The sequence below is a fragment of the Streptomyces cinnabarinus genome (assembly GCF_027270315.1).
Taxonomy (GTDB): domain Bacteria; phylum Actinomycetota; class Actinomycetes; order Streptomycetales; family Streptomycetaceae; genus Streptomyces; species Streptomyces cinnabarinus.
This window is the reverse complement of sequence record NZ_CP114413.1, coordinates 7669264-7692082: the sequence shown is the minus strand read 5'-3', so window position 1 is coordinate 7692082 and position 22819 is coordinate 7669264. Positions and strand designations below refer to the sequence as shown.

Here is a 22819-nt window from a genome sequence, read left to right as displayed (position 1 = left end):
GGATGGCCTTGCAGCCGGCGTCGCCATCCGACCGATTCAGCCGTTCCGAAACCCGCGAGCCTGGCCATGACCGACGCGCAGACCTCCACCAACTCCTCCGGGAAAGCGCTGTTTGCCGCGGAATTTCCCGGCCGGAGACTGCGGACCCGGCTGAGGCGGGCCGGCCCCGGTACCTGGACGGCGATCGGCGCCCTGCCTGTCGCCGTCGCACTCTGGCTGTTCTCGCTCCGAGACGTACGCCTCGACCGAATGTCGGATCTCGGGCTGCTCCAGGTCCTGCCGGTGACATTCTGGACCGCGCTCGTCGTCCTCACGATCGGCTTCTGCCTCGCGGCCAGCGACCGGCGCACCCCGAACGGCCTCTTCGCGGCGTATGTGATCGCTCTGATCGCGATCATCCATGCCACGCCTTCGCTGCTCTATCCGGAACTCCGTTACGCCTGGGCGTGGAAACACGTGGCCGTCGTCGACGCCATGATCCGGCACAACGGGCAGGTACCGGATGCGGGCGGCTTCGACATCTACAACCAATGGCCGGGCTTCTTCCAGTTCAACGCACTGCTCATCAAGGCCGCCGGGCTGGAGTCGCCGCTGGGTTACGCGATGTGGGCCCAGCCGCTCACGAACCTGCTGTTGATCGGCCCGCTGGTGTTGATCTACCGGTCGATCACGAACAACCGGAGGCTCGTCTGGGGAGCCGTCTGGATCTATTACTCCTGTTCCTGGGTGGCACAGGACTACTTCGCACCGCAGGCCTTCGCCTTCCTGCTCTTCATCTGCGTGATCGCCCTCGTCGTCAGGCAACTGCCGACATCGCCCCGGCCAAACCCGGACGCGGCACGTCGCGGCTGGCCGCCGGCCCGGCTGATACTGGTGCTGATCATCGAAGCCGCGATCATCTCCTCCCATCCGCTCACCCCGATGATGCTGATCAGTGCGCTGCTGCTGCTCTCGTTCCCGCGGCGCAACCGAAGGGTGACGCTGCCGGCCCTGGCCGGGGCGATCGCACTCACCCTGATCTGGGACCTCACCGTGGCGAGGTCGTACATGTCCGACCACCTGGGCACCCTCGTCAGCTCCCTCGCACGGCCCGACGCCAACCTCTGGTCCGGTGTGAGCAGACTGTCCGACGCCGCCTCGAGCCAGGTCGTGGTGGCCTGGATCGAACGCGGTCTGACCGGGAGCGTGTTCCTGCTGGCCGCGTTCGCCTTCGCCGTACGTCCGTGGATCCGGCGCACCCCGCTGCCGCTGCTCGTGCTCGCCCCCCTCCTGCCGGGTCTGGCCAACGCCTACGGAGGGGAGATGGTCTTCCGTTCCTACCTGTTCGCGCTGCCCGCCGCCGCGTTCCTGGTCGCGGCCCTGCTCTTCCCGCCCGGTGGACGCATGCCGGTGGCGATGCCCGTCGTCGGCGTCCTGCTGCTGGCGATGATCGGCGGCCTGGTGTTCGGCTACTACGGCAAGGAGGACGAGAACCATTTCACCGCCCAGGAGGCGGCCGCCGCCCGATTCGTCACGACCGAGACCCCCGCCGGATCGCTGATCATTTCCGTCACCTTCGCCGCTCCCGGTATCGAGATGCGCTACGACCGGCACGAGAACCTGCAGATGGTCGACCGCAACCTGGAAACCAGACGCCTGCTGGTGAAAGACCCCCTGACGGGGCTCGACCCGCTCCTGGCGGTAGCGCAGGGCAGACCGGTCTACATCGTCCTCAACCGAGCGCAGGAGGCAGCGGTGTACCTGAACGGAGACATGCCTGCCGACTTCATGAGGCGGCTGAACTCGGCGCTGGCGAAGGCACCGGACTTCACCCCGGTCTACCGCAACGAGGACGCGGTGGTCTATCGGTTCGACGGTACGACGGAGGGGTGAGGCCAGAATGACGCGGCTGCGCTGGGCCATTGCCGCATCGGGGTGGGTGGCCCTTTCCACCACGGCTCTTCCGGCGGAATTCCCGCTGCGGGTGTCGGTGACGGTCGCCTTTTTGCTGACGTGTCCGGGACTTGCCGTGACGGTGTGGTCCAACGGAGGAACATTCACTTCCGGGACCGGTCGAGCGGCTGTACTGGAATCCGCCGTTCTCGCCGGCGCGCTCAGCCTTTCGGTTTCGGCCCTGGTCGCCGAGGCACTTTTCCTCGGCGGTGTCTTCACCCTCACGCGGGCCCTGCTCGTACTCGCGCTTCTCACTTCGGTCGCGGCGCTGGCACCTGCCCTGCCACGGGCGACTTCTTGACTGCGCGATCTCGTCGCTTATGATGTATCTATACACCGTAAACGCGCAGGGCCTCCCAGCCCTTGCGCGGGGATCGAAGGCAAGCCGTGCAATCAGGCCGAACTCTTCCGCCCGACGCCACAGCGAAACCTGCGGCCATGCGGGCGAGGCTGGCCGCGGTGCTGCCGAGTGACCCCTTGCTGCGCAACGGACATCTCCTGGCCGTCAGCTCGCTCGTCAGCACCGCCCTGGGAGCCGTCTTCTGGGTGTTCGCCACGCACTGGTACGACGCGCGGACCGTGGGCCTCAACTTCGCCGCGGTGTCCGCCGCGACACTGCTGTCCACGATCGGCCAGCTCAACCTCTCCGACTTCCTGGTGCGCTTCCTGCCGTCCGCCGAGCGTCGCACCCGCAAACTGATACTCACCTGCTATGCCGTCAGCATGGTGTGCAGCATGCTGGCCGCCACCGTGTTCCTCCTCCTGGTGCCCGTCGTCGCCCCCGGCCTCGACTTCCTCCTCAACCCGCTGACGGCCGTCTTCTTCGTGACATACACCGCCGGGTACGCCGTCTTCGTCCTGCAGGACGGCGCCCTGACCGGGGTGCGGAGTCCGGGCTGGGTCGTGAACGAGAACCTGATCTTCGCTGTCGTGAAGATTGCCCTCCTGGCGGCGGGGGCCGCGCTGGCGCTCTTCGCCGGCATCCTGATCTCGTGGGCCGGCGCCCTCGTGGTGGCCGTCGTCGTGGCCAACTACGTCCTGCTGCGCCGCGCGGTGCCCCGCCACGAGAGGGAGGCCCGGGACGCGGAACGCCCGCCCCGCCTGGTCGGGTACGCGGCCGCGGACTACGTCGGCTCGCTGTTCCGCATAGCCGCCTACAGCTTGGTCCCCCTACTGGTGCTGAACACCATGGGTGCCGACCACAGTGCCTACTTCCAGATCGCCTGGTCCGTCGGCTGCATCCCCTACCTGCTGGTGGCGAACATGGGGAGCTCCCTGATCGTGGAGTCGGCGCGCGACCCCCGGCAGCTGACGCGGCACGCGATTCGGGTGCTGCGCCACTCGGCGCTGGCGATGGCCTGCGCCGCGGTGGCGATCATCGTCCTCGCGCCGACACTGCTCTCGTTCTTCGGCCCTCAGTACGCGCAAGAGGGCACCACGCTGCTACGGCTGCTCGCCCTGTCGGCGCTCCCGAACACCCTGGTGAGCCTGGCCATCGACGTGGCCCGCGTGCGTCGTCAACTGCGCTTGGTGGTCGGGTTGCAGCTGACGCTGTGCGTGCTGGTACTGGGCCTGTCACATCTGTTGCTGCCGGTTCTCGGACTCGCCGGAGCAGGCACTGCCTGGCTCGCGGCCGAGTGCCTGCTGGCCGTCTACCTCCTGATCCGGCGGTCGCACTGGCTGTTCCCGGGTCCGGAGAACGCGTGGCCGGACGATTCTCGGCCCGGCGACCCCGTGCCGGCACAGGACCGAGCCCCGGGCAAGGAGAAGACCATGACACGAACCGACATCTCCGTAGTGATCTGCGTGTACACGGAGGACCGCTGGGCGGACATCCTTGCCGCCGTGGACTCGGTACGCCGACAGTCCAGGGCCGCGTCGGAAATACTGCTCGTCGTCGACCACAACCGGAAGCTGCTCGATCGGCTCGAGCGTCGGTACGACAACCACCGGACCGTCGAACATCGCGGTCCGCCGGTCCGGGTGCTCGCCAACACGGGCCCGCGGGGCCTGTCCGCAGGCCGCAACTCCGGGATCGCCGCGTCCCGGGGCACGGTCGTCGCCTTCCTCGACGACGACGCGGTGGCGGAACCGGACTGGCTGCGGCACATGGCGTCGGCGTACATCGATCCGCGAGTGATGGCGGTGGGCGGCCGCACCGTGCCGGCGTGGGCCTCGGGTCATCGCCCCGCCTGGTTCCCCGCGGAGTTCGACTGGGTCGTCGGCGGCGCGTACAAGGGGCTGCCCCGAGGGCGGGCGCCGGTCCGCAATGTGCTCGGCGGGAACGCCTCCTACCGCAGGACGGCCTTCGACGCGGTGGGCGGCTTCGCCACCGGCATCGGACGCGACGGCGACAAGCACCCACTGGGCTGCGAGGAGACCGAGTTCTGCATCCGGCTGACAAACGCCAGGCCCGAGGCGGTACTCCTCCTGGACGACCGGGCGGTCATCCACCACAAGGTCCCCGCCGCCCGGGAGCGCTTCAGCTACTTCCGCCATCGCACGTACGCCGAGGGACTGTCGAAGGCCCAGGTCACCCGGCACGTGGGGATGGGCAAGGGCCTTGAGTCGGAGCGCCGCTACACCACCCGGGTGCTCCCTGCCGGGGTGGCGCGCGGGCTGCGCGACACACTGCTGGGGCGCCGGGGAGGTGCGGGCCGCGCGGGAGCCATCGTGACCGGGGTGGTGTCGGCGGCGGCCGGATACGCGGTCGGCACGATCCGAGGCCGCGGCAACAGATCCCCTTTCCACATCCCGGAGGTGCCGTCCGTGCCCGACCACGGGCCGCGTGGACCGGGTGGCACAAGGGAGCTTCCCGAGATGACCTCGGTGCCCATCCTGATGTACCACTCGGTCGCGCAGACACCCGCGTCATCGATGCGAGCCCTGTCCGTTTCCCCGGACGCGTTCGCCGAACAGATGCGGCTGCTCGCCGAGCGTGAGTACACCACGATGACGACGGCCCAGCTCGCCGCTGCCTGGCGCGGCGAACTGCCCCTGCCGCGCCGGTGCGTGCTGATCACTTTCGACGACGGCTATCTGGGGGTCCACCGGAACGCCCTGGACACGCTCCGCGAATTCCGGTTCACCGCCACCCTGTTCGTCGCCACGGGATGGCTTCGCGGCCCGCACGAGATCCACGGCGCCGCCCTCGACACCATGCTCGGCTGGGACGAGGTGCGCGAGCTCGCCGCGGAGGGCGTCGAGATCGGCGGGCACAGCCACAGCCACCCGCAACTGGACCAGATCCCCACCGACGCCCTCCATGACGAGCTGGGGCGCTGCAAGGAGATCATCACCGAGCAGCTCGGCACCCCGCCCGCGTCTTTCGCCTACCCGTACGGCTACTCCGACCGCCGGGTGCGCCAGGCGGTGCGCGCGGCCGGCTTCACCCAGGCCCTGGTGGTGGGCAACGCTGCGGCGGCCCCGGACCAAAGTCCCTTTGCGCTGCGGCGGATGACGGTACGGCGCAGCACCGGAATCGAGGAGTTCGCACGGCTTGTGGAAGGGCGCGCCATCGCCCGCAACTTCGCCCGGGACCGCGCCCTGACCCAGGGATACGCCCTGGTCCGGGGCTCCCGCCGACTGATGCGGAAGGCATCCCGGGCACATGTCTGACACCGGCCGGCCGGATTCGGCCCCGGCCGCGGGGCCGGTCCGCCGACGAACCCGGCTCGTCGCCCTAGGAGTGGTCACCGTGGTACTCGCCCCCGTCCTGTCGTGCACGTCCGGCCCGGCGACCGCACCGCCCAAGGCGTCGCTCGGCTGGGGACTGACCCACACCCAGTACAGCGCCGACGTGGGCAGCCCCGAGGCCCTCAGGACCGCGCGGAAGGCCCTGTCCGCGCGGTCACTCCCGCAGAACCAGCACCTCATGGGCTGGGGCGCCACCAATCCTGAAGCCTGGCCCGGCCGCTACGACTTCGCGGCCCTGGACCGCCGTATCGACCTCATCAGGAAGACCGGCGGCACGCCGGTCATCACCCTGTGCTGTGCCCCGGACTGGATGAAGGGCGGCACGCCGGGCCACACGGACTGGTCGCGTCTGGAAGCGGCCCCGAACCCCGAACACTACGACGACTTCGCCGCTCTCGCCGCGACCGTCGCCGAACGCTACCCGGACGTACGGCACTTCATCGTCTGGAACGAGTTCAAGGGGTTCTTCGACGAGCGGAAGAACCGCTGGGACTACGAGGGGTACACGGCCCTGTACAACAAGGTCTACCGGGCCCTGAAGAAGGTGAACAAGGACAACCTCGTGGGCGGGCCGTACCTGACCATGGACAGCCATCCACCCGGGGTCGAGACATACGCCTCAGACCTCAAGGGCCCTTGGGGTAGCGTCGACCAGCGCGTCCTCGACGCCTTCCGGTACTGGAACCGGCACAAGGCCGGGGCGGACTTCATCGCCGTCGACGGTGCCAGCCGCACCCGCAACGACGAGGCGGTACCGGACGAGTTCCGGGCCACCGACAAGTTCACGGCCGTCGGCCGGTGGGTGCGGCAACAGACGTCCCTGCCCCTGTGGTGGGCCGAGTACTACGTCGAGCGGACAGGCAGCGAGAGCCAGGTGAGCGAACCGCTCGATCACGCCCTGCAGGCGGCCGGACTGATCGCCATGGTCAAGGGCGGCGCCACCACGGGCTTCTACTGGAACCCGCAGGACCGTAGCGGCCGCTGCGCCCGCTGTCTGTGGCGCAGCACCGAACTCACCGACGGCAGCGGCGGCCGGGCGCAGCCGACGCTCGACCTGATACGCCGCTTCGACAAGGAGTTCCCGCCCGGTACCACGTACCGGCGGGTGGACGTGGCAGCCGACGACGCCGCGAGCGTGCGGGTCCTCGCTGATGACACGGCGATGCTCGTCGTCAACACGCGCGACCGGCCCGTCCGAGCCGAGATCGAGGGCCGGACCGTCGACCTGGACGGTTATCAAGTGCGCTGGCTCAAGAGCCCCTGAGGACAGGCGGAGAGATCCATGGCCACAGAATCTGCCGGTAGGCCCTTCCTGGCCGACCGTGAAACACCGGGCCTGATCGTGAAGGTCGGCGACTATCCGCTGCACCACGGCGGGGTGGGCGCGATTCGCAGCCTGGGCAGGCTGGGCGTGCCGATGTACGCCATCACCGAGGACCGCTGCACGCCCGCGGCCTCGTCCCGTTTCCTGGAGCGCGCGTTCGTCTGGCCGACCACCGGCACGGAGGACGCCGAGCGGCTCGTCGAGGGGCTGGTGCGCATCGGCCGGCGCATCGGGCGCCCCACCGTGCCGATACCCACCGACGAGGAGGCCGCCGTCCTGATCGCGGAGCACCAGGACGAGTTGAGGGACCTCTTCCTCTTCCCGCGCGTCGATCCCGCGCTGCCTCGCCGCCTCGCCAGCAAACAGGGGCTGCACGAACTGTGTGTGGAGCACGGCATCGCCAGCCCGTCGGCCGCTTTCCCGCAGTCGTACGAGGAGATCGTCGCCCTGGCCGCGAAGGCCCGCTTCCCGATGGTGGCCAAGAACCGTGAGGCGTTCGTACGGCGCACCCGGCCGGCCGTGAACGGCACCACCCGTATCGCCACCCGCGAGGGCCTGCTCGCCCTGGCCCGCGAGTGGGGCGAGCGTCCCGGCGTGATCCTTCAGGAGTACCTGCCGAGGGAGGACGCCGAGGACTGGATCGTGCATGCCTACTTCGACACCGCCTCCACCGCGCTGGCGATGTTCACCGGGGTCAAGGTGCGCTCCTGGCCGCCGCACGCGGGGATGACGGCGAACGCGTACGTCGTCGACAACCCGGAACTCGCCGACCTCGTCGCGCGATTCATCAAACGGATCGGCTTCGCCGGCATCATCGACCTCGACCTGCGGTTCGACCGCCGCGATGGTCAGTACAAACTCCTCGACTTCAACCCGCGCATGGGCGCCCAGTTCCGCCTGTTCGAGAGCGAATCGGGGGTCGACGTCGTCCGCGCCATGCATCTGGATCTGACCGGACGGACCGTTCCCGCGGGGGAACAGCGAGCCGGTCACCGCTTCATCGTGGAGAACATCGACCTGCCCGCCCTGTTCGCCTACCGCCGCAGCGGCTATACGACGCCGCACGCCCCGGCGCGCGCGAACGGCACCGAGCTGGCGTGGCTCGCGCGTGACGATCCGCTGCCGTTCCTCACGATGCTCGCGCGCGTCGTGCGTCCGGGCGCCCAGCACCTGTTGCAGCTGTGGCGCACCAACCGCCGCAGCAACATGACCAGTTCGACCCGTCATGCCCGCCACCTGCGTCGGCCCACCAAGAGACGAAGGCCGTCCGACGTCCTGGGAGGGACTCCGTGAATACTCCGACAGCAATCATCGGTGCGGGACCGTTCGGCCTGTCCACCGCCGCCCATCTGCGGGCACTCGGCGTTCCGGTACGCGTGTTCGGCGAACCCATGGTGAGCTGGCGCGACCACATGCCGGCCGGCATGCTCCTCAAGTCGACGCCCGCCGCCAGCAACATCGACGCGCCCCAGCCCGGACACACCCTCGTCGACTACTGCGATGCGGCCGGGACACCCCGGCTAGTGAAGGACGACGACATCATCCCGATCGAGACGTTCATCGCCTACGGGGAATGGTTCCAGCAACAGCTCGTACCGGAGCTGGAGCGGGTGCGGGTGGTCTCCGTGGACCGGCGCGGCGGTGACCGGCCCGGATCCACCTCCGCGGGCTTCGAACTGAAGCTGTCCTCGGGCGAGTTGTTCACCGCACGGGCCGTCGTCGTGGCGACCGGCCTGTCGGGCCTCGCCCACCTCCCGCCGGAACTCGCGGGCGCCGCACCGGACGGCCCGTCGCCGGCCGGCCCCGTCTCGCACGCCTCCCAGCACTCCGACCTCAGCCGGTTCTCCGGCCAGGACCTCATGGTCGTAGGTGCCGGTCAGTCCGCCCTGGAGACGGCGACGCTGGCGGCCGAGGCGGGAGCGCGCGTACGTGTGGTGACTCGCGGGCACGGCAGAGTCGGGTTCGGTGCGCCGCCCTGGGACCAGCCGCGGTTCCGCCCCCGGTCACCCTTCGGCCGGGCCTGGTCCCTGTGGGCGCTCTGCTACTACCCGCATCCCTACCGCTTCCTCCCTGCCCGACTCCGTCACCACCTCGTGCGCCGGGTGCTCGGCCCCCTCGGAGCCTGGTGGCTGCGCGACCGCTTCGAGGGCAGGACCGAGATCACCGAGGTCGACCGGATCATCCGTGCGGACGCGCCCGGCCGGCGTCCGGTGCTGACCGTCCGGACCGAAGACGGCCGTACCCGCCACCTGTCGGCCGACCACTTGATCGCGGGCACCGGATACCGGGTCGACATCGCCGCCATGGACTTCCTCAGCCCTGAGCTGCGCACGGAACTGGCGGTCAGCAGGGGGACGCCGAAGCTGGGCGCCGGATACCGCTCGTCGGTACCAGGGCTGTACTTCACCGGGTTGCCCGCCGCCGCTTCGTACGGCCCCGTCATGCGTTTCGTGTGCGGCACGGAGTTCGCTTCCCCGCGGTTGGCACGGCACCTGGCGGCGTCGGGCCGCTAGTGCGCCGCGCCACGGACGAGGCCCCGGCCAGCGGGTCCTTGACTCCAGGGACAAGGTGCCCGAGAGTTGTACATATACGTCGTAAACATACGGTACTAGGCAGCAAAGGTGCCCTGCCATGGCAGGCAGACCAGCCGAGGGAAGTGAAGCTCCGTGGACGCCGTCGACCGTACTGGTCACCGGCGGGGCCGGCTTCGTCGGCAGTCATGCCTGCGTGGAACTCCTCGATCACGGCTACGAGGTGATCGTGGTCGACGACTACTCCAACAGCACTCCACAGGTCTTCGCCCGCATCGAACGGATCGCCGGCCGCTTCGTCGGTGCCGTCTACGAGCTGGACATCCGTGATCGACACGCCCTGTCGGCCGTCTTCGACCGCCACTCCGTGGACGCCGTTGTGCACTTCGCCGCGCACAAGGCCGGGGGCAGGTCGACGCGGATGCCCATCGAGTACTACGACGCCAACGTCGGCGGCACGACCGCCCTGCTGGGCGTCATGCACGAACACGGGGTGCACCGGCTCATGTACCCGTCGTCCTGCGCCGTCTACGGCGACGCCGGGCCCGGTCCGCTCGACGAGTCCACCCCCGCCCGGCCGGCCAACCCGTACGCGGCCTCGAAGTGGATCTGTGAGCAGATCCTCGCCGATGTCTGCCGCCGCCATCCCGAGTACAGCGTGCTGAGCCTGCGGTGCTCCACCCCGGCCGGCGCCCACCCGAGCGGACAGCTCGGCCAGGATCCCCACGCCACGCCGGGATATCTGATGCCGTACCTCGCCCAGGTGGCCGACCGCCGGCGCGAGCGGCTCGAGGTCTTCGGCAACGACTGGCCGACCCGCGACGGAACCGCGATCCGCGACTATCTCCATGTCATGGACGTCGTCGAGGCGCACCGCCTCGCGCTCGACCGCCTCGGCGACGAACCGGGTATGCGCGTGTACAACCTCGGCACCGGTGAGGGCGTTTCCGTCCTGGACCTCGTCGCCACGTTCTCCAGGGAGTGCGGCAGGCCCATCCCGTACGAGATCGGGCCGCGCCGCCCGGGAGACGTCGCGGAACGCGTCGCCGATTCCAGCGCGGTGCGGCGGGCCTGGGGCTGGCGGCCCACCAGGTCGCTCGCCGAGCTGTGCCGGGACGCCTGGCGCTTCCAGCGCCTCAACCCGCACGGCTATGCCGACTCCCCATGAGAACCGTGCACTCCCGGTTCGCCGTGGGACGGCCCCGATGACAGGGCGAACGCCGTCTCCACCAGAGCGACATGGCTGAACGCCTGCGGCGCGTTGCCCAGTTGACGGCCCGCGTCCGGGTCCCACTGCTCGGCGAGCAGACCGACGTCATTGCGGACGGCGAGGGCCCGTTCGAAGACCTCCCGGGCCTGTCCGCGCCGCCCCGTGGCGGCGAGGGCCTCGGCGTACCACAAGGTGCACGCCACGAAGGTGCCCTCGGGACCCCGCACGCCGTCCACCTCGTGCACGCCCTGGCCTCCGGGGCCGTACCGGTGGACGAACCCCCCGTGGTCGAGCCGCTGTACGGCGCGAACGGTGCCCCGCACCCGCTTGTCCCGGGGCGGCAGGAAGCCGAGCCTCGGGATCCGCAGCGCCGAGGCGTCCAGGGCCGAGGAGCCGTAGGACTGCACGAACGACCCCTGCCGCGCGTCCCAACCCTCCCGGCACACCTCCCGGTGCACCTCGTCCCGCAGCTCCCGCCACTTGTCCGAGGAGCCGTTCCGGCCCAGCAACTCACCCATGCGCAACGCCCGGTCGGCGGCCACCCAGGTCATGACCTTGGAATGAACGAACTGCCGCCTCGGACCGCGCACCTGCCACATGCCCTGATCGGGTTCGCGCCAGTGCAGGAGAAGGTGGCTCATCAGTGCCTCCACCAGGCTCCACACGCGGGCGGGCAGGGGTATCCCGGCCCGCAGCGAAAGACAGAGTGTGTCCAGCACCTCGCCGTACACGTCCAGCTGGAACTGGTTCTCCGCCGAGTTCCCGAACCTGACCGGCTGCGATCGCTCGTAGCCGGTCAGCCAGGGCGCCTCGGTCTCGTGCAGGAGCCGCTGTCCCCCGACGCCGTACACGGTCTGCAGGTGGGCGGGGTCGCCCGCGATGGCCCGCATCAGCCAGTTCAGCCATGCCGTGGCCTCGCCCCGGTAGCCGCTGCGCAGCAGGCAGGACAGGGTGAGTGTGGAGTCGCGCAGCCAGCAGTACCGGTGGTCCCAGTTGCGCTCGCCTCCGATGCATCCGGGCAGCGAGGTGGTCGGCGCCGCGACGATGCCGCCGGTCGGAGCGTAGGTAAGCGCCTTGAGGGTGATGAGGGACCGCACCACCGCGTCCCGCCAGGGCCCCTCGTAGCGGCACTGGGCGGCCCAGCGCCGCCAGTAGTCGGTGGTCTCCTTCAGCGCCGTCTCCGCCGGGACGGACAGCGGAGGCGGCGCCCCGGGCAGGTGGGACGGCGACCATACGAGGGTCAGCGCAAGCCGCTGACCGGCCGGGACCGTGAAGTCGAGCACGGTGGGGTCCTGCCGGTCGGGTACGTGTACCGGCCCGTCGGCATGCAGCCATACGGCGTCGGGCCCGGCGACCGAGACCGTGCCGACGTCGGCCTCCCGCACCCACGGCACGACACGCCCCTGGTGAAACCGCAGCCGCAGTTCACTGCGCATGCGCACGGAACCCGAGACCCCCTCGACGACCCGGACCACGCATGGCGATTGCGTACGCGGGGGCATGAAGTCGGTGACGCGCACTGCGTCGGCCCCGCTGCGCCACTCGGTTTCCAGGGCCAGCGTGTCCCGCCGGTAGGCCCGGCGCGTGCAGTGCCCGCCCGTACGCGGAGCCACCCGCCAGAAACCGTTGGCCTGGGTTCCCAGCAGCGCGGCCAGACAGGCGGGAGAGTCGAACCGAGGCAGACACAACCAGTCGATGGACCCGTCCCTGCCCACCATTGCGGCGGTTTCCAGGTCACTGATGAGAGCGTAATCCTCGATGGGTGAACTCATGATCGGCGTACGCCGACATGCACCTTGCCGCACTCCAAGGATATAGCATGTACGTTTACGCCGTACACTTCGGTGTCACCCATCAGTCGTGAGGTCGAGCCAAGAGGGAGAGGGCGCATGAAGAAAGACCCGGAACCGGGCCCGGCTCGACGCGCGAGCGACCGGGGGCGGCACGGCAGGCTCAGCAGGGAGCGGGTGCTGGCCGCCGCCCTGGAACTGGTCGACCGTGAAGGTCTCTCCGCGTTGAGCATGCGCCGCCTGGGCTCCGCACTCGGCGTCGAGGCCATGGCCCTGTACCGCTATGCGGCCAGCAAGGACGCGCTGCTCGACGGGCTGGTCGAGGCCCTGTACCTGGAGCTGGAGGACCGTCTCGCCGAGACGTCCACCGGACGGGCGGCACCCGCCGAGAGCCCCGGAACCGAGAGCCCCGAGTGGCGGGCCGACCTTCACCGAATCGCCCTGATGACGTACGAGGTCTGCGTCGCCCACCCTGAGGTGGTGCCGCTCATCGCCACGCGCATGATGGCGGTTCCGCTGGCCCGGAGGCCGCTGGCCGTCCTCAGAAACCATGAGCGGGTGCTCGCCCTGCTCCGGGGGGCGGGGTTCGACGAGGAGCGCACCGCCGTCGTCTTCCATGCCTTCACCGCATGGGTGCTCGGTTATGTGTCCGTGGAACTGCGAGCCATGGTCGACAACCCCGACGAACCGGATCCCGCCTTCCGGCTCGGTCTGCATCGCATGCCGCCCCAGGAGGTGCCCACGCTCCGTGCGATCACCCCGGTCCTCGCCGAGCGGGGCGGGCCCGACGGCCTGGCAGCCGGGGTGGACGCGGTGATCGACCGTTTCGCCGGCGCGCACTGACACAGCGCTGACACAGCACGGGCTCTCGACGGGAGGCGTCTCAACGGGAGCCGTTCAGCGCGCGAACGGCCCCTCCAGCGCCGCCCATTGGAGCAGCATGATCGTCTTGGCGTCGGCGATCTCCCCGGTCCGGATCATCTCCAGGGCCCTCGGGAAGGGCAGTTCGAGGATCTCGATGTCCTCGCCCTCCTCGTCCAGGCCACCGCCCTCATGGGTGCGGGTGGACGGCCCGTACTCGGCCGCGTAAAAACTCACCCGCTCGGTGACCGACCCGGGGCTCATATAGACGTCGAACACATGCCGTACCGCCCCGATGGTGTGGCCGGTCTCCTCCACCACCTCGCGCCGTACGGCGATCTCGGGGTGCTCGTCCTCGTCGTCGAGGAGTCCGCCCGGGGTCTCGACGAGCATCCCGTCGGGGTGGCCGTTGACATAGACCGGGAAGCGGAACTGGCGGGTGAGCAGCACCGTTCCGCGTTCGGCGTCGTACAGCAGCATCGTGGCGCCGTTGCCGCGGTCGTGGGTCTCGCGCTCCTGGGTGCTCCAGGTGCCGTCGGCGTGCCGGAAGTCGAACGTCGTGGTCCGCTCGACGTACCAGTGGCTGGCGAGCAGTCGCACGTCCCGCACCTTCACGCGCGGGTTGCCGGTCAGATCGAGACCGGTCCGGTCGAGTCCGGTACGGCCGCGGCGGTCGGGAGTGTCGACTCCAGGAACACCAGGAACACCGGGAAGAGAGGAATGGCTCATGGTCCGCTTCTACCATCACCGGCCGAACGGCCCTCGGCGCCCGTGTGCAGCGCGGCCAGCACATCGGCGTCCGTGAGCTGCTCGAAGTCGTCGTACCAGAGTCCGACGGCCATGAAGTCGACCGGCCGGTGCGGGCAGATCACCTCGTCGGCCTCCGGGCCCATCAGGGCCACGCCCTCGGGCGAGCCGACCGGCACCACCAGCAGCACCCGCGCGGGTGAACGGCCACGGATCCAGCGCAGCGCGGCGCGGGCGGTCACTCCGGTGGCGAGTCCGTCGTCGACCACGACGACAGTACGTCCGCGCAGGTCGAGGGCGGGTCGGCCGCTCCGGTAGAGCTGCTCGCGGCGGCGCAGTTCCGCGCGTTCGCGGGCCACGACGGGTTCCAGCGCGACCTCGGTGAGCCCGAGCCGCCCGAGGGTCCACTCGTCGAACACCGGGGGGTCGTCACCGCAGATCGCCCCGACGCCGAACTCCTCGTGGAAGGGCGCCCCGATCTTCCGCGCGACGAGGACGTCCAGCGGGGCGTCCAGCGCCCGGGCGACCTCCTGGGCCACGGCCACCCCGCCCCGGGGCAGCGCAAGGACCACGGGATCCGCCAGATCGCCCCGTTCCCGCAGCTCCCGGGCCAGCTCCCTCCCCGCATGCCCCCGATCACGGAACAGTGCCATGGTGGTCACCCCGCAGAAGCGCCTTACTCACAGCATACGAAAAGGGCCCTCACGGACTCTCGTCCGTGAAGACCCTTCGCACCGTCGGGACGACAGGATTTGAACCTGCGACCCCTTGACCCCCAGTCAAGTGCGCTACCAAGCTGCGCCACGTCCCGGTGCGCTCACACACGGTGAGGTGTGTGATCGCGCGAACAGCACTTTACCCCACACCGGGGGTGGCGCCGAAGGGGGCACCGGGCGCGGCACAATCGGCGTATGGGCAGCACATCGTCGAACGCACGGGACCGGGACGCCGAGGGGCGGGCGCGCAACGCGCGGCCCCGGGACGGGCTCGGGCGGCCCCTGCCGTACGGCGCGCAGGGCGTGGCCCGGCAGCCCGAGGGGATCGTCCGCGCACCTGAGGAGTCCGTCGCCGAGGCGCAGGAGCTGCTGGACGCGGGCAGGCCCTTCCACGCGCACGAGGTCTTCGAGGACGCCTGGAAGTCGGGGCCGGAGGAGGAGCGTGGGCTGTGGCGGGGGCTCGCCCAGCTCGCCGTGGGACTCACCCACGCCGCTCGCGGCAACGTCACCGGCGGCGCCCGGTTGCTCCGGCGTGGCGCGGGTGCGGTCGAGGAGTGGGCCACGGCGTCCGGGCAGCAGCGGCCGTACGGGATGGATCTGGCGGCGGTGACCGACTGGGCGCGGCAGCTGGCGCGGACCGTGGAGAGCGGCACAGTCGTGATCGACGCCGCGGAGTGCGCGCCGCGACTGGTTTAGCGCGGGCGGTGTCGGCGCTGTCAGTGGGGTGCGGCAGACTCGGGGCGTGCGAAAGATTCATGTCATCGGTATCGGCGCGGGCGACCCCGACCAGCTGACCCTCCAGGCGGTCCGGGCGCTGCGCAACACGGACGTGTTCTTCGTCCTGGGCAAGGGCGAGGTGAAGTCGGACCTCACCCAGCTGCGCCGGGACATGCTGGACGCACATGTGCCTGAGGGGACGTACCGCGTGGTCGAGGCGCGCGACCCGGAGCGGGACCGCTCGGCCGGCGGGTCCGCCTACTCCCCCGCGGTCGGCGACTGGCGCAGCGCCCGCGCGGACATCTACGAGCGGATGATCACCGAGGAGCTGGGCGAGGAGCAGACCGGCGCCTTCCTGGTCTGGGGCGATCCGGCCCTCTACGACAGCACGCTCGGGATTCTGGAGGAGGTGCTGGAGCGGGGCCGGGTGGTCTTCGAGTACGACGTCGTCCCCGGGATCAGCAGTGTCTCCGCGCTCGTCGCCCGGCACCGGACGGGGCTCAACCGGGTCGCGCGTCCCGTGCAGATCACCACCGGGCGGCGGCTGGCGGAGGGGTTCCCGGAGGGCGTGGACGACGTGGTGGTGATGCTCGACGCCCACCAGACCTTCCGGCAGTACACCGACCAGGACATCGACATCTACTGGGGCGCCTACATAGGCACCCCGGACGAGATCCTCGCCTCCGGGCCGATCGCGGAGGCGGCGCCCCGGATCGAGCGGCTGCGCGCCGAGGCCCGGGAGCGCAAGGGCTGGATCATGGACACGTATCTGCTGCGCCGCAACCCCCGGGACGAGCACGGCAACGGCTGAGCCACCCGCGCGGTCCGCCCCGGCATGCGGGGCGGGAGCGCCGGTGTGATCGTGACCTCGTGACAGTCGCCGAGGAAGCCGCACGGTCGCCCGCCGCCGATCCGCCCCTGCTCGACAGACGCCGCCGCAACATCGTCTTCGTGACGATCATGCTCGGTATGCTGCTGGCCGCCCTGGACCAGACGATCGTCGGTACCGCGCTGCCGACGATCGTGTCGGACCTCGGCGGCGCCGAGCACATGTCGTGGGTGGTGACGTCCTACCTGCTCGCCGAGACCGTATCCACCGTCCTGGTCGGCAAGTTCGGTGACATGTTCGGCCGCAAGGTCGTCTTCCAGGTCTCGGCGATCGTGTTCATCACGGGCTCGTTCCTGTGCGGCCTCGCCGGGAACATGACCCTGCTGATCCTGTGGCGGGCGATGCAGGGCATCGGCGCGGGCGGCCTGATGGTCACCTCGATGGCGCTGATCGCCGATGTGATCCCGCTGCGCGAACGCGGCAAGTACCAGGGCGCGATCGGCGCGGTGTTCGGGGTGGCCACGGTCATCGGGCCGCTGCTGGGCGGGCTGTTCACCGACCATCTGACCTGGCGCTGGGCGTTCTACGTCAACGTCCCGATCGCGATCGTCGTCGTCTTCGCCGCCGCCCGCACCATCCCCGTCGTCAAGGCGGCCTCACGGCCGATCATCGACTATCTCGGCATCGCCTTCGTCGCGATCGGCGCCAGCGCGCTGATCCTGGCGACGAGTTGGGGCGGCAACGAGTACGCGTGGGGCTCCGGCGTCATCGTCGGCCTGTTCGTCGGCGGGGTGATCGCCCTCGGGCTGTTCTGCTGGGTGGAGACCCGCGCGGCCGAGCCGATGCTGCCCATGCGGCTGTTCCGCAACCCGGTCTTCACCGTCTGCTCGGTCCTGAGCTTCATCGTCGGCTTCGCCATGCTCGGCGCGATGACGTATCTGCCGAGCTATCTCCAGTACGTCGACGGCGACTCGGCCACGGTCTCCGGGGTACGGACGCTGCCGATGGTGATCGGCCTGCTCATCGCGTCGGTGTTCAGCGGCAACGTGGTCAGCAAGACCGGCAAGTACCGGCTGTTCCCGATCGTCGGCTCGCTGGTGATGGGCGTCGGCCTGTATCTGATGTCCCTGATGGGGCCGGAGACCGGGGCCTGGCTGGAGTCGCTGTACATGTTCGTGCTCGGCACCGGTATCGGCCTGTGCATGCAAGTGCTGACGATCGCCGTGCAGAACACCGTCGACTATGCCGACCTCGGCACCGCGACCTCCGGCGTCACCTTCTTCCGCACGCTGGGCAGTTCCTTCGGTACGGCCGTCTTCGGCACGATCTACACCAACAGCCTCGCCCCCAACCTGCGCCAGGGCATCGCCGAGGCATCCGCGGTGCCCGGTGCCGATCCGGCGATCGTGGCACAGGCGGCGACCAGTCCCGAGGGCCTGCACGAACTGCCGTCGGCGGTGGCCGCGCCGATCGTCGACGCCTACGCGGACACACTCCAGACGGTGTTCCTGTGGACGGTGCCGGTCGCGGCCATCGGCTTCGTCGTCTCGCTCTTCCTCAAGCAGGTCCAGCTGCGCGACAGCGCCCGGATGGGCTCCACCGACATGGGCGAGGGGTTCGCGCAGCCGCGCGGCGCCGACTCGCAGGCGGTCCTGGAGGCCTCCGTGGCGAAGATCATCGGCAGTACGGACCTGGACACCGCGCGTCGGCTGGTGCAGGGGTCCGACACCCGGCTCGACGTGGCCGGTGCCTGGGCGGTGATGCAGGTGGAGCTGTTGAACCGGGTGGTCGGCCATGCGAGCCTCGGGCTGATCGCCGCCCGTCGCCATGTGCCGCCGGAGGTGCTGCTGCCGGTCTTCGACCGGATGGTGGACGAGGGCTATCTGACCCGCGACGGCTCACTGCTCTCGCACACCGTGGCGGGCGCCCGCGAGGCCGAGGTCATCACCGACGCCTGGGGCGCCTGGCTGATGAGTCAGGTCGAGCAGGACATCGGCCGCCCCTCGGGCACGGCCCTGCGCGCCGCCGTCGACACCATCGCCAAGCGCCTCCTGAAGGAGGACCTCAGCAGCGGACTGCCGAGCAGTCTCGGGCAGACGGAGGCCGTGGGCGCCCGCTGAAACCCGATTGCCGCGCGACGCCGGTCGCCGTCATGATCGGCCCATGTCCCCCGCCCCCGTCCGCTTCCACGACCCCGGCATCACCGACCACGCCTTCCGCGACTCGGTGCTGGTCCGCTGCCCTCGCTGCGACCGGGTCGCGCACTTCGCACGGGCCCGGGTGATCTGCCGTTCCTGCGGCGCGTGCGGGCCCGTCGCGCGGGGCACCTGGCCGACGCTGTGGCTGCGGGGCGCGACCCGGCACGGTGAGCTGTGGGCGTACAGCCTCGAACACCTCGATCTGATCCGCCGGTTCGTCGCGGCCGACCTGCGGGAGCGGGACCCCTGGTACGAGCACGGCCGGAAGATGACCTGTGTCGGCAGGCTGCCCGCGTGGGTGAAGAGCGCCAAGAACCGTGCCGAGGTGCTGCGCGCCATCGACCGGATGCGCGCCTCGGTCATCGAGGGCTGAGCCCGAGCCGCTCCAGGACCGCGGGCACGTCCGGCACCGCCGTCACTCCCTCGGGCAGCGGAGGGCGTCGTACGACCACCACCGGCAGCGCGAGGTGCCGGGCCGCCGTGAGTTTCGCGGAGGTCGCCGATCCGCCGCTGTCCTTCGTCACCAGGACGTCGACGCAGTGGGCGGAGAGGAGGGCGGTCTCGTCGTCGACGGTGAACGGGCCGCGGGCCAGCAGGACTTCGGTGCGGGGCGGCAGCGGTGGCTCAGGGGGGTCCACCGACCGTACGACGAAGTGCAGGTCCGTCAGGTGGGCGAAGGCCGCGAGGCCCAGTCGGCCGGTGGTCAGGAAGACCCGGCGGCCGAGGCTCGGCAGCAGGTCGGCGGCCGCCTCCAGGGAGGGCACCGGATGCCAGCGGTCCTCGGGTCCGGGCCGCCAGCCGGGGCGGCGCAGCACGACCGCCGGGACGCCGGTGGCCGCGGCGGCGCGGGCCGCGTTCGCGGTGATGGCGGCGGCGAAGGGATGGGTGGCGTCGACGAGGGCGTCCACGTGCTCCTCGCGCAGCCACCGCGCGAGGCCCTCCGCACCGCCGAAGCCCCCGATGCGCACCTCGCCGGTGACGGTGCCCGGCCGTGACACCCGGCCCGCGAGCGAGGTGGTGACGCGCAGCCCGGGGAGCGCGGTGAGCGCGGCGGCCAGTTCGCGGGCCTCGGTGGTGCCGCCGAGGATCAGGACGTGCGGGGACATGGGGCGAGCCTACGGCCGGGCGGACGGGGCCCATGCCCCCGGGCGCCCCCGGCGAACTCTATGAACACAAACGATCAGACGGTGTTCCTCCTCCCCCGGCGCTGCCTAGCATCACGCCGCGACGTCGAAGAAGACGAGGAGAAGCGCCTTGAACGGGACCACAACACGCGCCCTGAGACGGGGCCTTGCCGCCTGTCTGGCAACCCTGACCGTGGGTGCCCTGGCCGGTGCCGCACCGGCCGGCGCGGCCACCGAAGGACTCACGGCCACCGCCTGTCCGGCACCGATCGCCGAGAAGGCCACCTGCTACACCGGGCAGGACGCGAACGGCGCCCACTACGCCATCGCCGTCCCCGCCGACTGGAACGGCTCCCTGGTCGTCCACGCCCACGGCGGCCCCGATCTGGGCGCGGCCTCCGACCCCGCGCGCAGCCTCGACGACCTGGGCCGCTGGTCGGTCATGGTGGACGAGGGGTACGCCTGGGCCGGTTCGTCGTACCGGCGGGGCGGCTACGGCACCCGGATGGCGGCGGCGGACACCGAGAGCGTGCGGCGGCTGTTCGTCGGGGAGTTCGGCGATCCGCGGCGGACGTTCGTGCACGGGCAGTCGTGGGGCGGGAACGTCGCCGCGAAGGTCGTCGAGACCTACCGGGGCCACTACGACGGCGCGCTGCTCACCAACGGCGTCCTCGGCGGCGGCTCGCGGGGCTATGACTACCGGGTCGATCTGCGCGTGGTCTACCAGTACTACTGCCAGAACCACCCCCGGCCGAGCGAGGTCCAGTACCCGCTGTGGCAGGGGCTGCGCGCCGGTTCCACGATGACCTCCGCCGGGCTGCGCGCCCGCCTCCAGGAGTGCACGGGCTACGCCTCGGCCCCGCAGGACCGGACGGCCGTACAGCAGCGCAACCTCGACGACATCCTCGGGGTCACCGGCATCCCGGAGCGCACCCTGGAGTCGCATCTGCGGTTCGCGACCTTCACCTTCCGCGACATCGTGCACGACCGCCTGGGCGACCGGAACCCGTTCTCCAACGAGGGTGTGCGGTACTCCGGTTCGCACGACGACGAGGCGCTGAACGCCGGGGTCGAGCGGTTCGCCGCCGATCCCACCGCCGTGCGGGACCTGTCGTACGACAGTGATCTGACCGGTGAGGTCCGCGTCCCGGTGCTCACCCTGCACGCGATCGACGACCCGACGGCGTTCATCGAGCACGAGTCCGCCTACCGGGCCACGCTCGAAGGGGCGGGCCGGGAGCGGAACCTGGTGCAGACGTTCACCCGGGAGTCCGAGCACAGTGAGCTGAGCGGCGCCGAGTACGCCAACTCGATCGCCGCGCTGGACCGGTGGGTGCGTACGGACGTACGGCCGACGGCGCGGTCGGTGGCGGCCAAGTGCGCCGAGGGCTGCTTCTACGACCCGGACTTCCGGCCCGGCTCCTACGCCTCGCGGGTCGAGCCCCGGCCGGGCGGGCTGCGGTGGCCCGCGATGTCGGCCGCGCAGGAGCGGGAGTGGAGCCGTGTCGCGGGGGTCGGTATCGCGCCCTGAGACTCCCGGAGCATTCTGGTCGCTATCGTCCGGGCATGGAATCCGTGCGTGCCGTGCTCATCGACATCGACGGTGTCCTCACCGTCTCCTGGCAGCCGCTCCCCGGCGCGGTCGAGGCCCTGCGGGAGATCCGCGGGGCCGGGCTGGGGATCGCGCTCGTCACCAACACGACCTCGCGGACGCGAGCGTCCATCGCCGGGGCGCTGGCGGATGCGGGGTTCCCGGTGACGGCCGAGGACATCCTGACGGCGCCCTCGGTGACGGCGGCACATCTCGCCGAGCACTTCCCGGGGGCGCGGTGCGCGCTGCTGAACAGCGGGGACGTCGCGGAGGACCTGGAGGGGGTGACGCTCGTCGAGGAGGCGCCCGATGTCGTCATCGTCGGGGGCGCCGGAGAGGAGTTCGGGTACGCGGAGCTGAACCGGGCCTTCGGGCACCTCCAGCGCGGGGCGCGGCTGATCGCGATGCACCGGAACCTGTACTGGCGCACCGACCAGGGGCTGCAACTGGACTCCGGGGCCTTCCTGGTGGGCCTTGAGCGGGCGGCGCGGACCGAGGCGGAGGTGACGGGGAAGCCCTCGCCGGCCTTCTTCGAGGCGGCGCTGGCCCGGCTGGGGGTGACCGCGGACCGGGCGGTGATGGTCGGGGACGACGTGGAGTCGGACGTACTGGCGGCGCAGCGGGCCGGGATCACCGGGGTGCTGGTCAGGACCGGCAAGTTCCTGCCGGAGACGCTGCGCGAGGCGAGCGGCAGCCCCGACCATGTGATCGACTCGTTCGCCGGTCTCCCGGCGCTGCTGCTCGGCTCGGGGCAGCCGTAGCGGTTCAGGGCAGCAGTAGCTGGACCCCGCCCACGACGGTCGCCGCGATGACGAGCTGCTCGAACAGTCGCTGGTTGATCCGGTTCACAGCCCATTTGCCGATGAACGCGCCGGGCACCACGAACGCGACGAGCGCCGCGTCAAGCAGCAGTGAGCGGCCGTCGATCAGGCCGAGGCCCACGCTGAAGGGCACCTTCGAGACATTGACGATCAGGAAGAAGAAGGCCGAGGTGCCCAGGAAACCGAGCTTGCGAAAGCCCGCCGAGAGCAGATACATCGACATCACCGGGCCGCCCGCGTTGGCGACCATGGTGGTGAACCCGCCGAGCACACCGTAGGAACGGGCCTTGACCCGGCCGCCGCGGGTGACCACGGCGTCCGGGTCCGGCTCAGCCCCGGCGGCCCGGCGACGCCATACGGTCACCGCGGCCATCAGCAGCAGGATCGCCCCGATCGACGTCCGCACGATCCCGTCGTCGGCCCACATCAGGAACACCGTGCCCGCGACGACTCCGGCCGCGACCGCGGGGAACAGCCGCCACAGCGTGGGCCAGTGGGCGTGCCGCCGGTAGGTGAGGACGGCGAGCACGTCCCCGGCGATCAGCACCGGGAGCAGCACGCCGGTGGAGGCACGGGCGGGCAGCACCGCGGCGAAGATCGCCAGACTGACCGTGTTGGCCCCGCTCACGGCGGTCTTCGAGAAACCGACCAGCAGCGCCGCGCAGGCCAGCGCGGCGAACTCCCAGCCGGTGATGTGCCACAGATTCATCGTGTCCATGCGGAGACCGATGC

General features: G+C 70.6%; 19 protein-coding genes, 1 tRNA gene and 1 pseudogene. 15 read left to right on the top strand and 6 right to left on the bottom strand.

The features are described 5' to 3' along the window. Window positions 1-66 precede the first annotated feature (66 nt). The 8 genes and pseudogenes from STRCI_RS34705 to galE all read left to right on the top strand — a co-directional run bounded on the left by STRCI_RS34705 (window position 67) and on the right by galE (window position 10651). Window positions 67-1872: a glycosyltransferase gene (locus STRCI_RS34705; RefSeq protein WP_269662925.1), complete on the top strand. Its 1806-nt coding sequence runs from the start codon at window positions 67-69 to the stop codon at window positions 1870-1872. Window positions 1873-1879: 7 nt separating this feature from the next. Beyond that, window positions 1880-2233: a hypothetical protein gene (locus tag STRCI_RS34700; RefSeq protein ID WP_269662924.1), complete on the top strand. Its 354-nt coding sequence runs from the start codon at window positions 1880-1882 to the stop codon at window positions 2231-2233. A 1472-nt stretch (window positions 2234-3705) separates the two neighbouring features. Beyond that, a pseudogene (locus tag STRCI_RS34695) lies at window positions 3706-4695 on the top strand (glycosyltransferase family 2 protein); the annotation flags it as partial. A gap of 57 nt (window positions 4696-4752) precedes the next feature. Beyond that, window positions 4753-5550, top strand: coding sequence for a polysaccharide deacetylase family protein (locus STRCI_RS34690; RefSeq protein WP_269664728.1), 798 nt, complete (start codon window positions 4753-4755; stop codon window positions 5548-5550). After that, window positions 5543-6892, top strand: a complete 1350-nt coding sequence (locus STRCI_RS34685; RefSeq protein ID WP_269662923.1) for a GH39 family glycosyl hydrolase — start codon at window positions 5543-5545, stop codon at window positions 6890-6892. The genes STRCI_RS34690 and STRCI_RS34685 overlap by 8 nt, the downstream gene beginning before the upstream one ends. A gap of 18 nt (window positions 6893-6910) precedes the next feature. After that, window positions 6911-8245: a carboxylate--amine ligase gene (locus STRCI_RS34680; RefSeq protein WP_269662922.1), complete on the top strand. Its 1335-nt coding sequence runs from the start codon at window positions 6911-6913 to the stop codon at window positions 8243-8245. After that, window positions 8242-9465, top strand: a complete 1224-nt coding sequence (locus tag STRCI_RS34675) for an NAD(P)-binding domain-containing protein (RefSeq protein WP_269662921.1) — start codon at window positions 8242-8244, stop codon at window positions 9463-9465. Before STRCI_RS34680 ends, STRCI_RS34675 begins: the two co-directional genes overlap by 4 nt. A 118-nt stretch (window positions 9466-9583) precedes the next feature. After that, window positions 9584-10651 (top strand): UDP-glucose 4-epimerase GalE, encoded by a 1068-nt coding sequence (galE, locus tag STRCI_RS34670; RefSeq protein WP_269662920.1) that lies wholly within the window; start codon window positions 9584-9586, stop codon window positions 10649-10651. Here galE and STRCI_RS34665 read toward each other — a convergent pair. After that, complete coding sequence (locus tag STRCI_RS34665) at window positions 10633-12465, bottom strand: glycoside hydrolase family 15 protein (protein ID WP_269662919.1); 1833 nt, start codon at window positions 12463-12465, stop codon at window positions 10633-10635. The genes galE and STRCI_RS34665 overlap by 19 nt on opposite strands. 117 nt (window positions 12466-12582) lie before the next feature. On the opposite strand from STRCI_RS34665, the gene STRCI_RS34660 reads away from it, so the two are divergent. Then, entirely contained in the window at window positions 12583-13326 is a 744-nt protein-coding gene (locus STRCI_RS34660) for a TetR/AcrR family transcriptional regulator (RefSeq protein WP_269662918.1), read from the top strand. A gap of 54 nt (window positions 13327-13380) precedes the next feature. On the opposite strand, the gene STRCI_RS34655 is transcribed toward STRCI_RS34660, so the two are convergent. The 3 genes from STRCI_RS34655 to STRCI_RS34645 all read right to left on the bottom strand — a co-directional run bounded on the left by STRCI_RS34655 (window position 13381) and on the right by STRCI_RS34645 (window position 14902). Beyond that, window positions 13381-14073, bottom strand: coding sequence for an NUDIX domain-containing protein (locus tag STRCI_RS34655; protein ID WP_269662917.1), 693 nt, complete (start codon window positions 14071-14073; stop codon window positions 13381-13383). Continuing rightward, a complete protein-coding gene (locus STRCI_RS34650; protein WP_269662916.1) occupies window positions 14070-14744 on the bottom strand; it encodes a phosphoribosyltransferase in 675 nt (224 codons plus the stop codon). The genes STRCI_RS34655 and STRCI_RS34650 overlap by 4 nt, the downstream gene beginning before the upstream one ends. Before the next feature lie 84 nt (window positions 14745-14828). Beyond that, window positions 14829-14902 (bottom strand) — tRNA-Pro (locus STRCI_RS34645). A 100-nt stretch (window positions 14903-15002) separates the two neighbouring features. Between STRCI_RS34645 and STRCI_RS34640 the strand changes: the two genes are divergently transcribed. From STRCI_RS34640 to STRCI_RS34625, 4 genes are read left to right on the top strand one after another with little or no spacing between them, the layout of a single operon-like run. Continuing rightward, window positions 15003-15503: a DUF309 domain-containing protein gene (locus STRCI_RS34640; protein ID WP_269662915.1), complete on the top strand. Its 501-nt coding sequence runs from the start codon at window positions 15003-15005 to the stop codon at window positions 15501-15503. A gap of 46 nt (window positions 15504-15549) precedes the next feature. Continuing rightward, a complete protein-coding gene (gene cobF, locus STRCI_RS34635) occupies window positions 15550-16335 on the top strand; it encodes a precorrin-6A synthase (deacetylating) (RefSeq protein ID WP_269662914.1) in 786 nt (261 codons plus the stop codon). A gap of 59 nt (window positions 16336-16394) precedes the next feature. Beyond that, window positions 16395-18473 (top strand): MDR family MFS transporter, encoded by a 2079-nt coding sequence (locus STRCI_RS34630; protein ID WP_269662913.1) that lies wholly within the window; start codon window positions 16395-16397, stop codon window positions 18471-18473. Window positions 18474-18516: 43 nt separating this feature from the next. Continuing rightward, a complete protein-coding gene (locus STRCI_RS34625) occupies window positions 18517-18924 on the top strand; it encodes a hypothetical protein (RefSeq protein WP_269662912.1) in 408 nt (135 codons plus the stop codon). Here the strand turns inward: STRCI_RS34625 and STRCI_RS34620 are convergent. After that, the gene (locus STRCI_RS34620) at window positions 18911-19657 is read right to left on the bottom strand and encodes a cobalt-precorrin-6A reductase (RefSeq protein ID WP_269662911.1); all 747 of its coding nucleotides are present in this window, start codon (window positions 19655-19657) and stop codon (window positions 18911-18913) included. The two genes, STRCI_RS34625 and STRCI_RS34620, sit on opposite strands and share 14 nt — an antisense overlap. 148 nt (window positions 19658-19805) lie before the next feature. On the opposite strand from STRCI_RS34620, the gene STRCI_RS34615 reads away from it, so the two are divergent. Further along, window positions 19806-21206 carry an alpha/beta fold hydrolase gene (locus tag STRCI_RS34615; RefSeq protein WP_269662910.1) on the top strand — a complete coding sequence of 467 codons (1401 nt, stop codon included), beginning with the start codon at window positions 19806-19808 and terminating at the stop codon, window positions 21204-21206. A gap of 35 nt (window positions 21207-21241) precedes the next feature. Further along, window positions 21242-22027 (top strand): TIGR01458 family HAD-type hydrolase, encoded by a 786-nt coding sequence (locus STRCI_RS34610; protein ID WP_269662909.1) that lies wholly within the window; start codon window positions 21242-21244, stop codon window positions 22025-22027. A gap of 4 nt (window positions 22028-22031) precedes the next feature. Here the strand turns inward: STRCI_RS34610 and STRCI_RS34605 are convergent, their stop codons facing one another. After that, window positions 22032-22805 (bottom strand): sulfite exporter TauE/SafE family protein, encoded by a 774-nt coding sequence (locus tag STRCI_RS34605; RefSeq protein WP_269662908.1) that lies wholly within the window; start codon window positions 22803-22805, stop codon window positions 22032-22034. Window positions 22806-22819 lie beyond the last annotated feature (14 nt).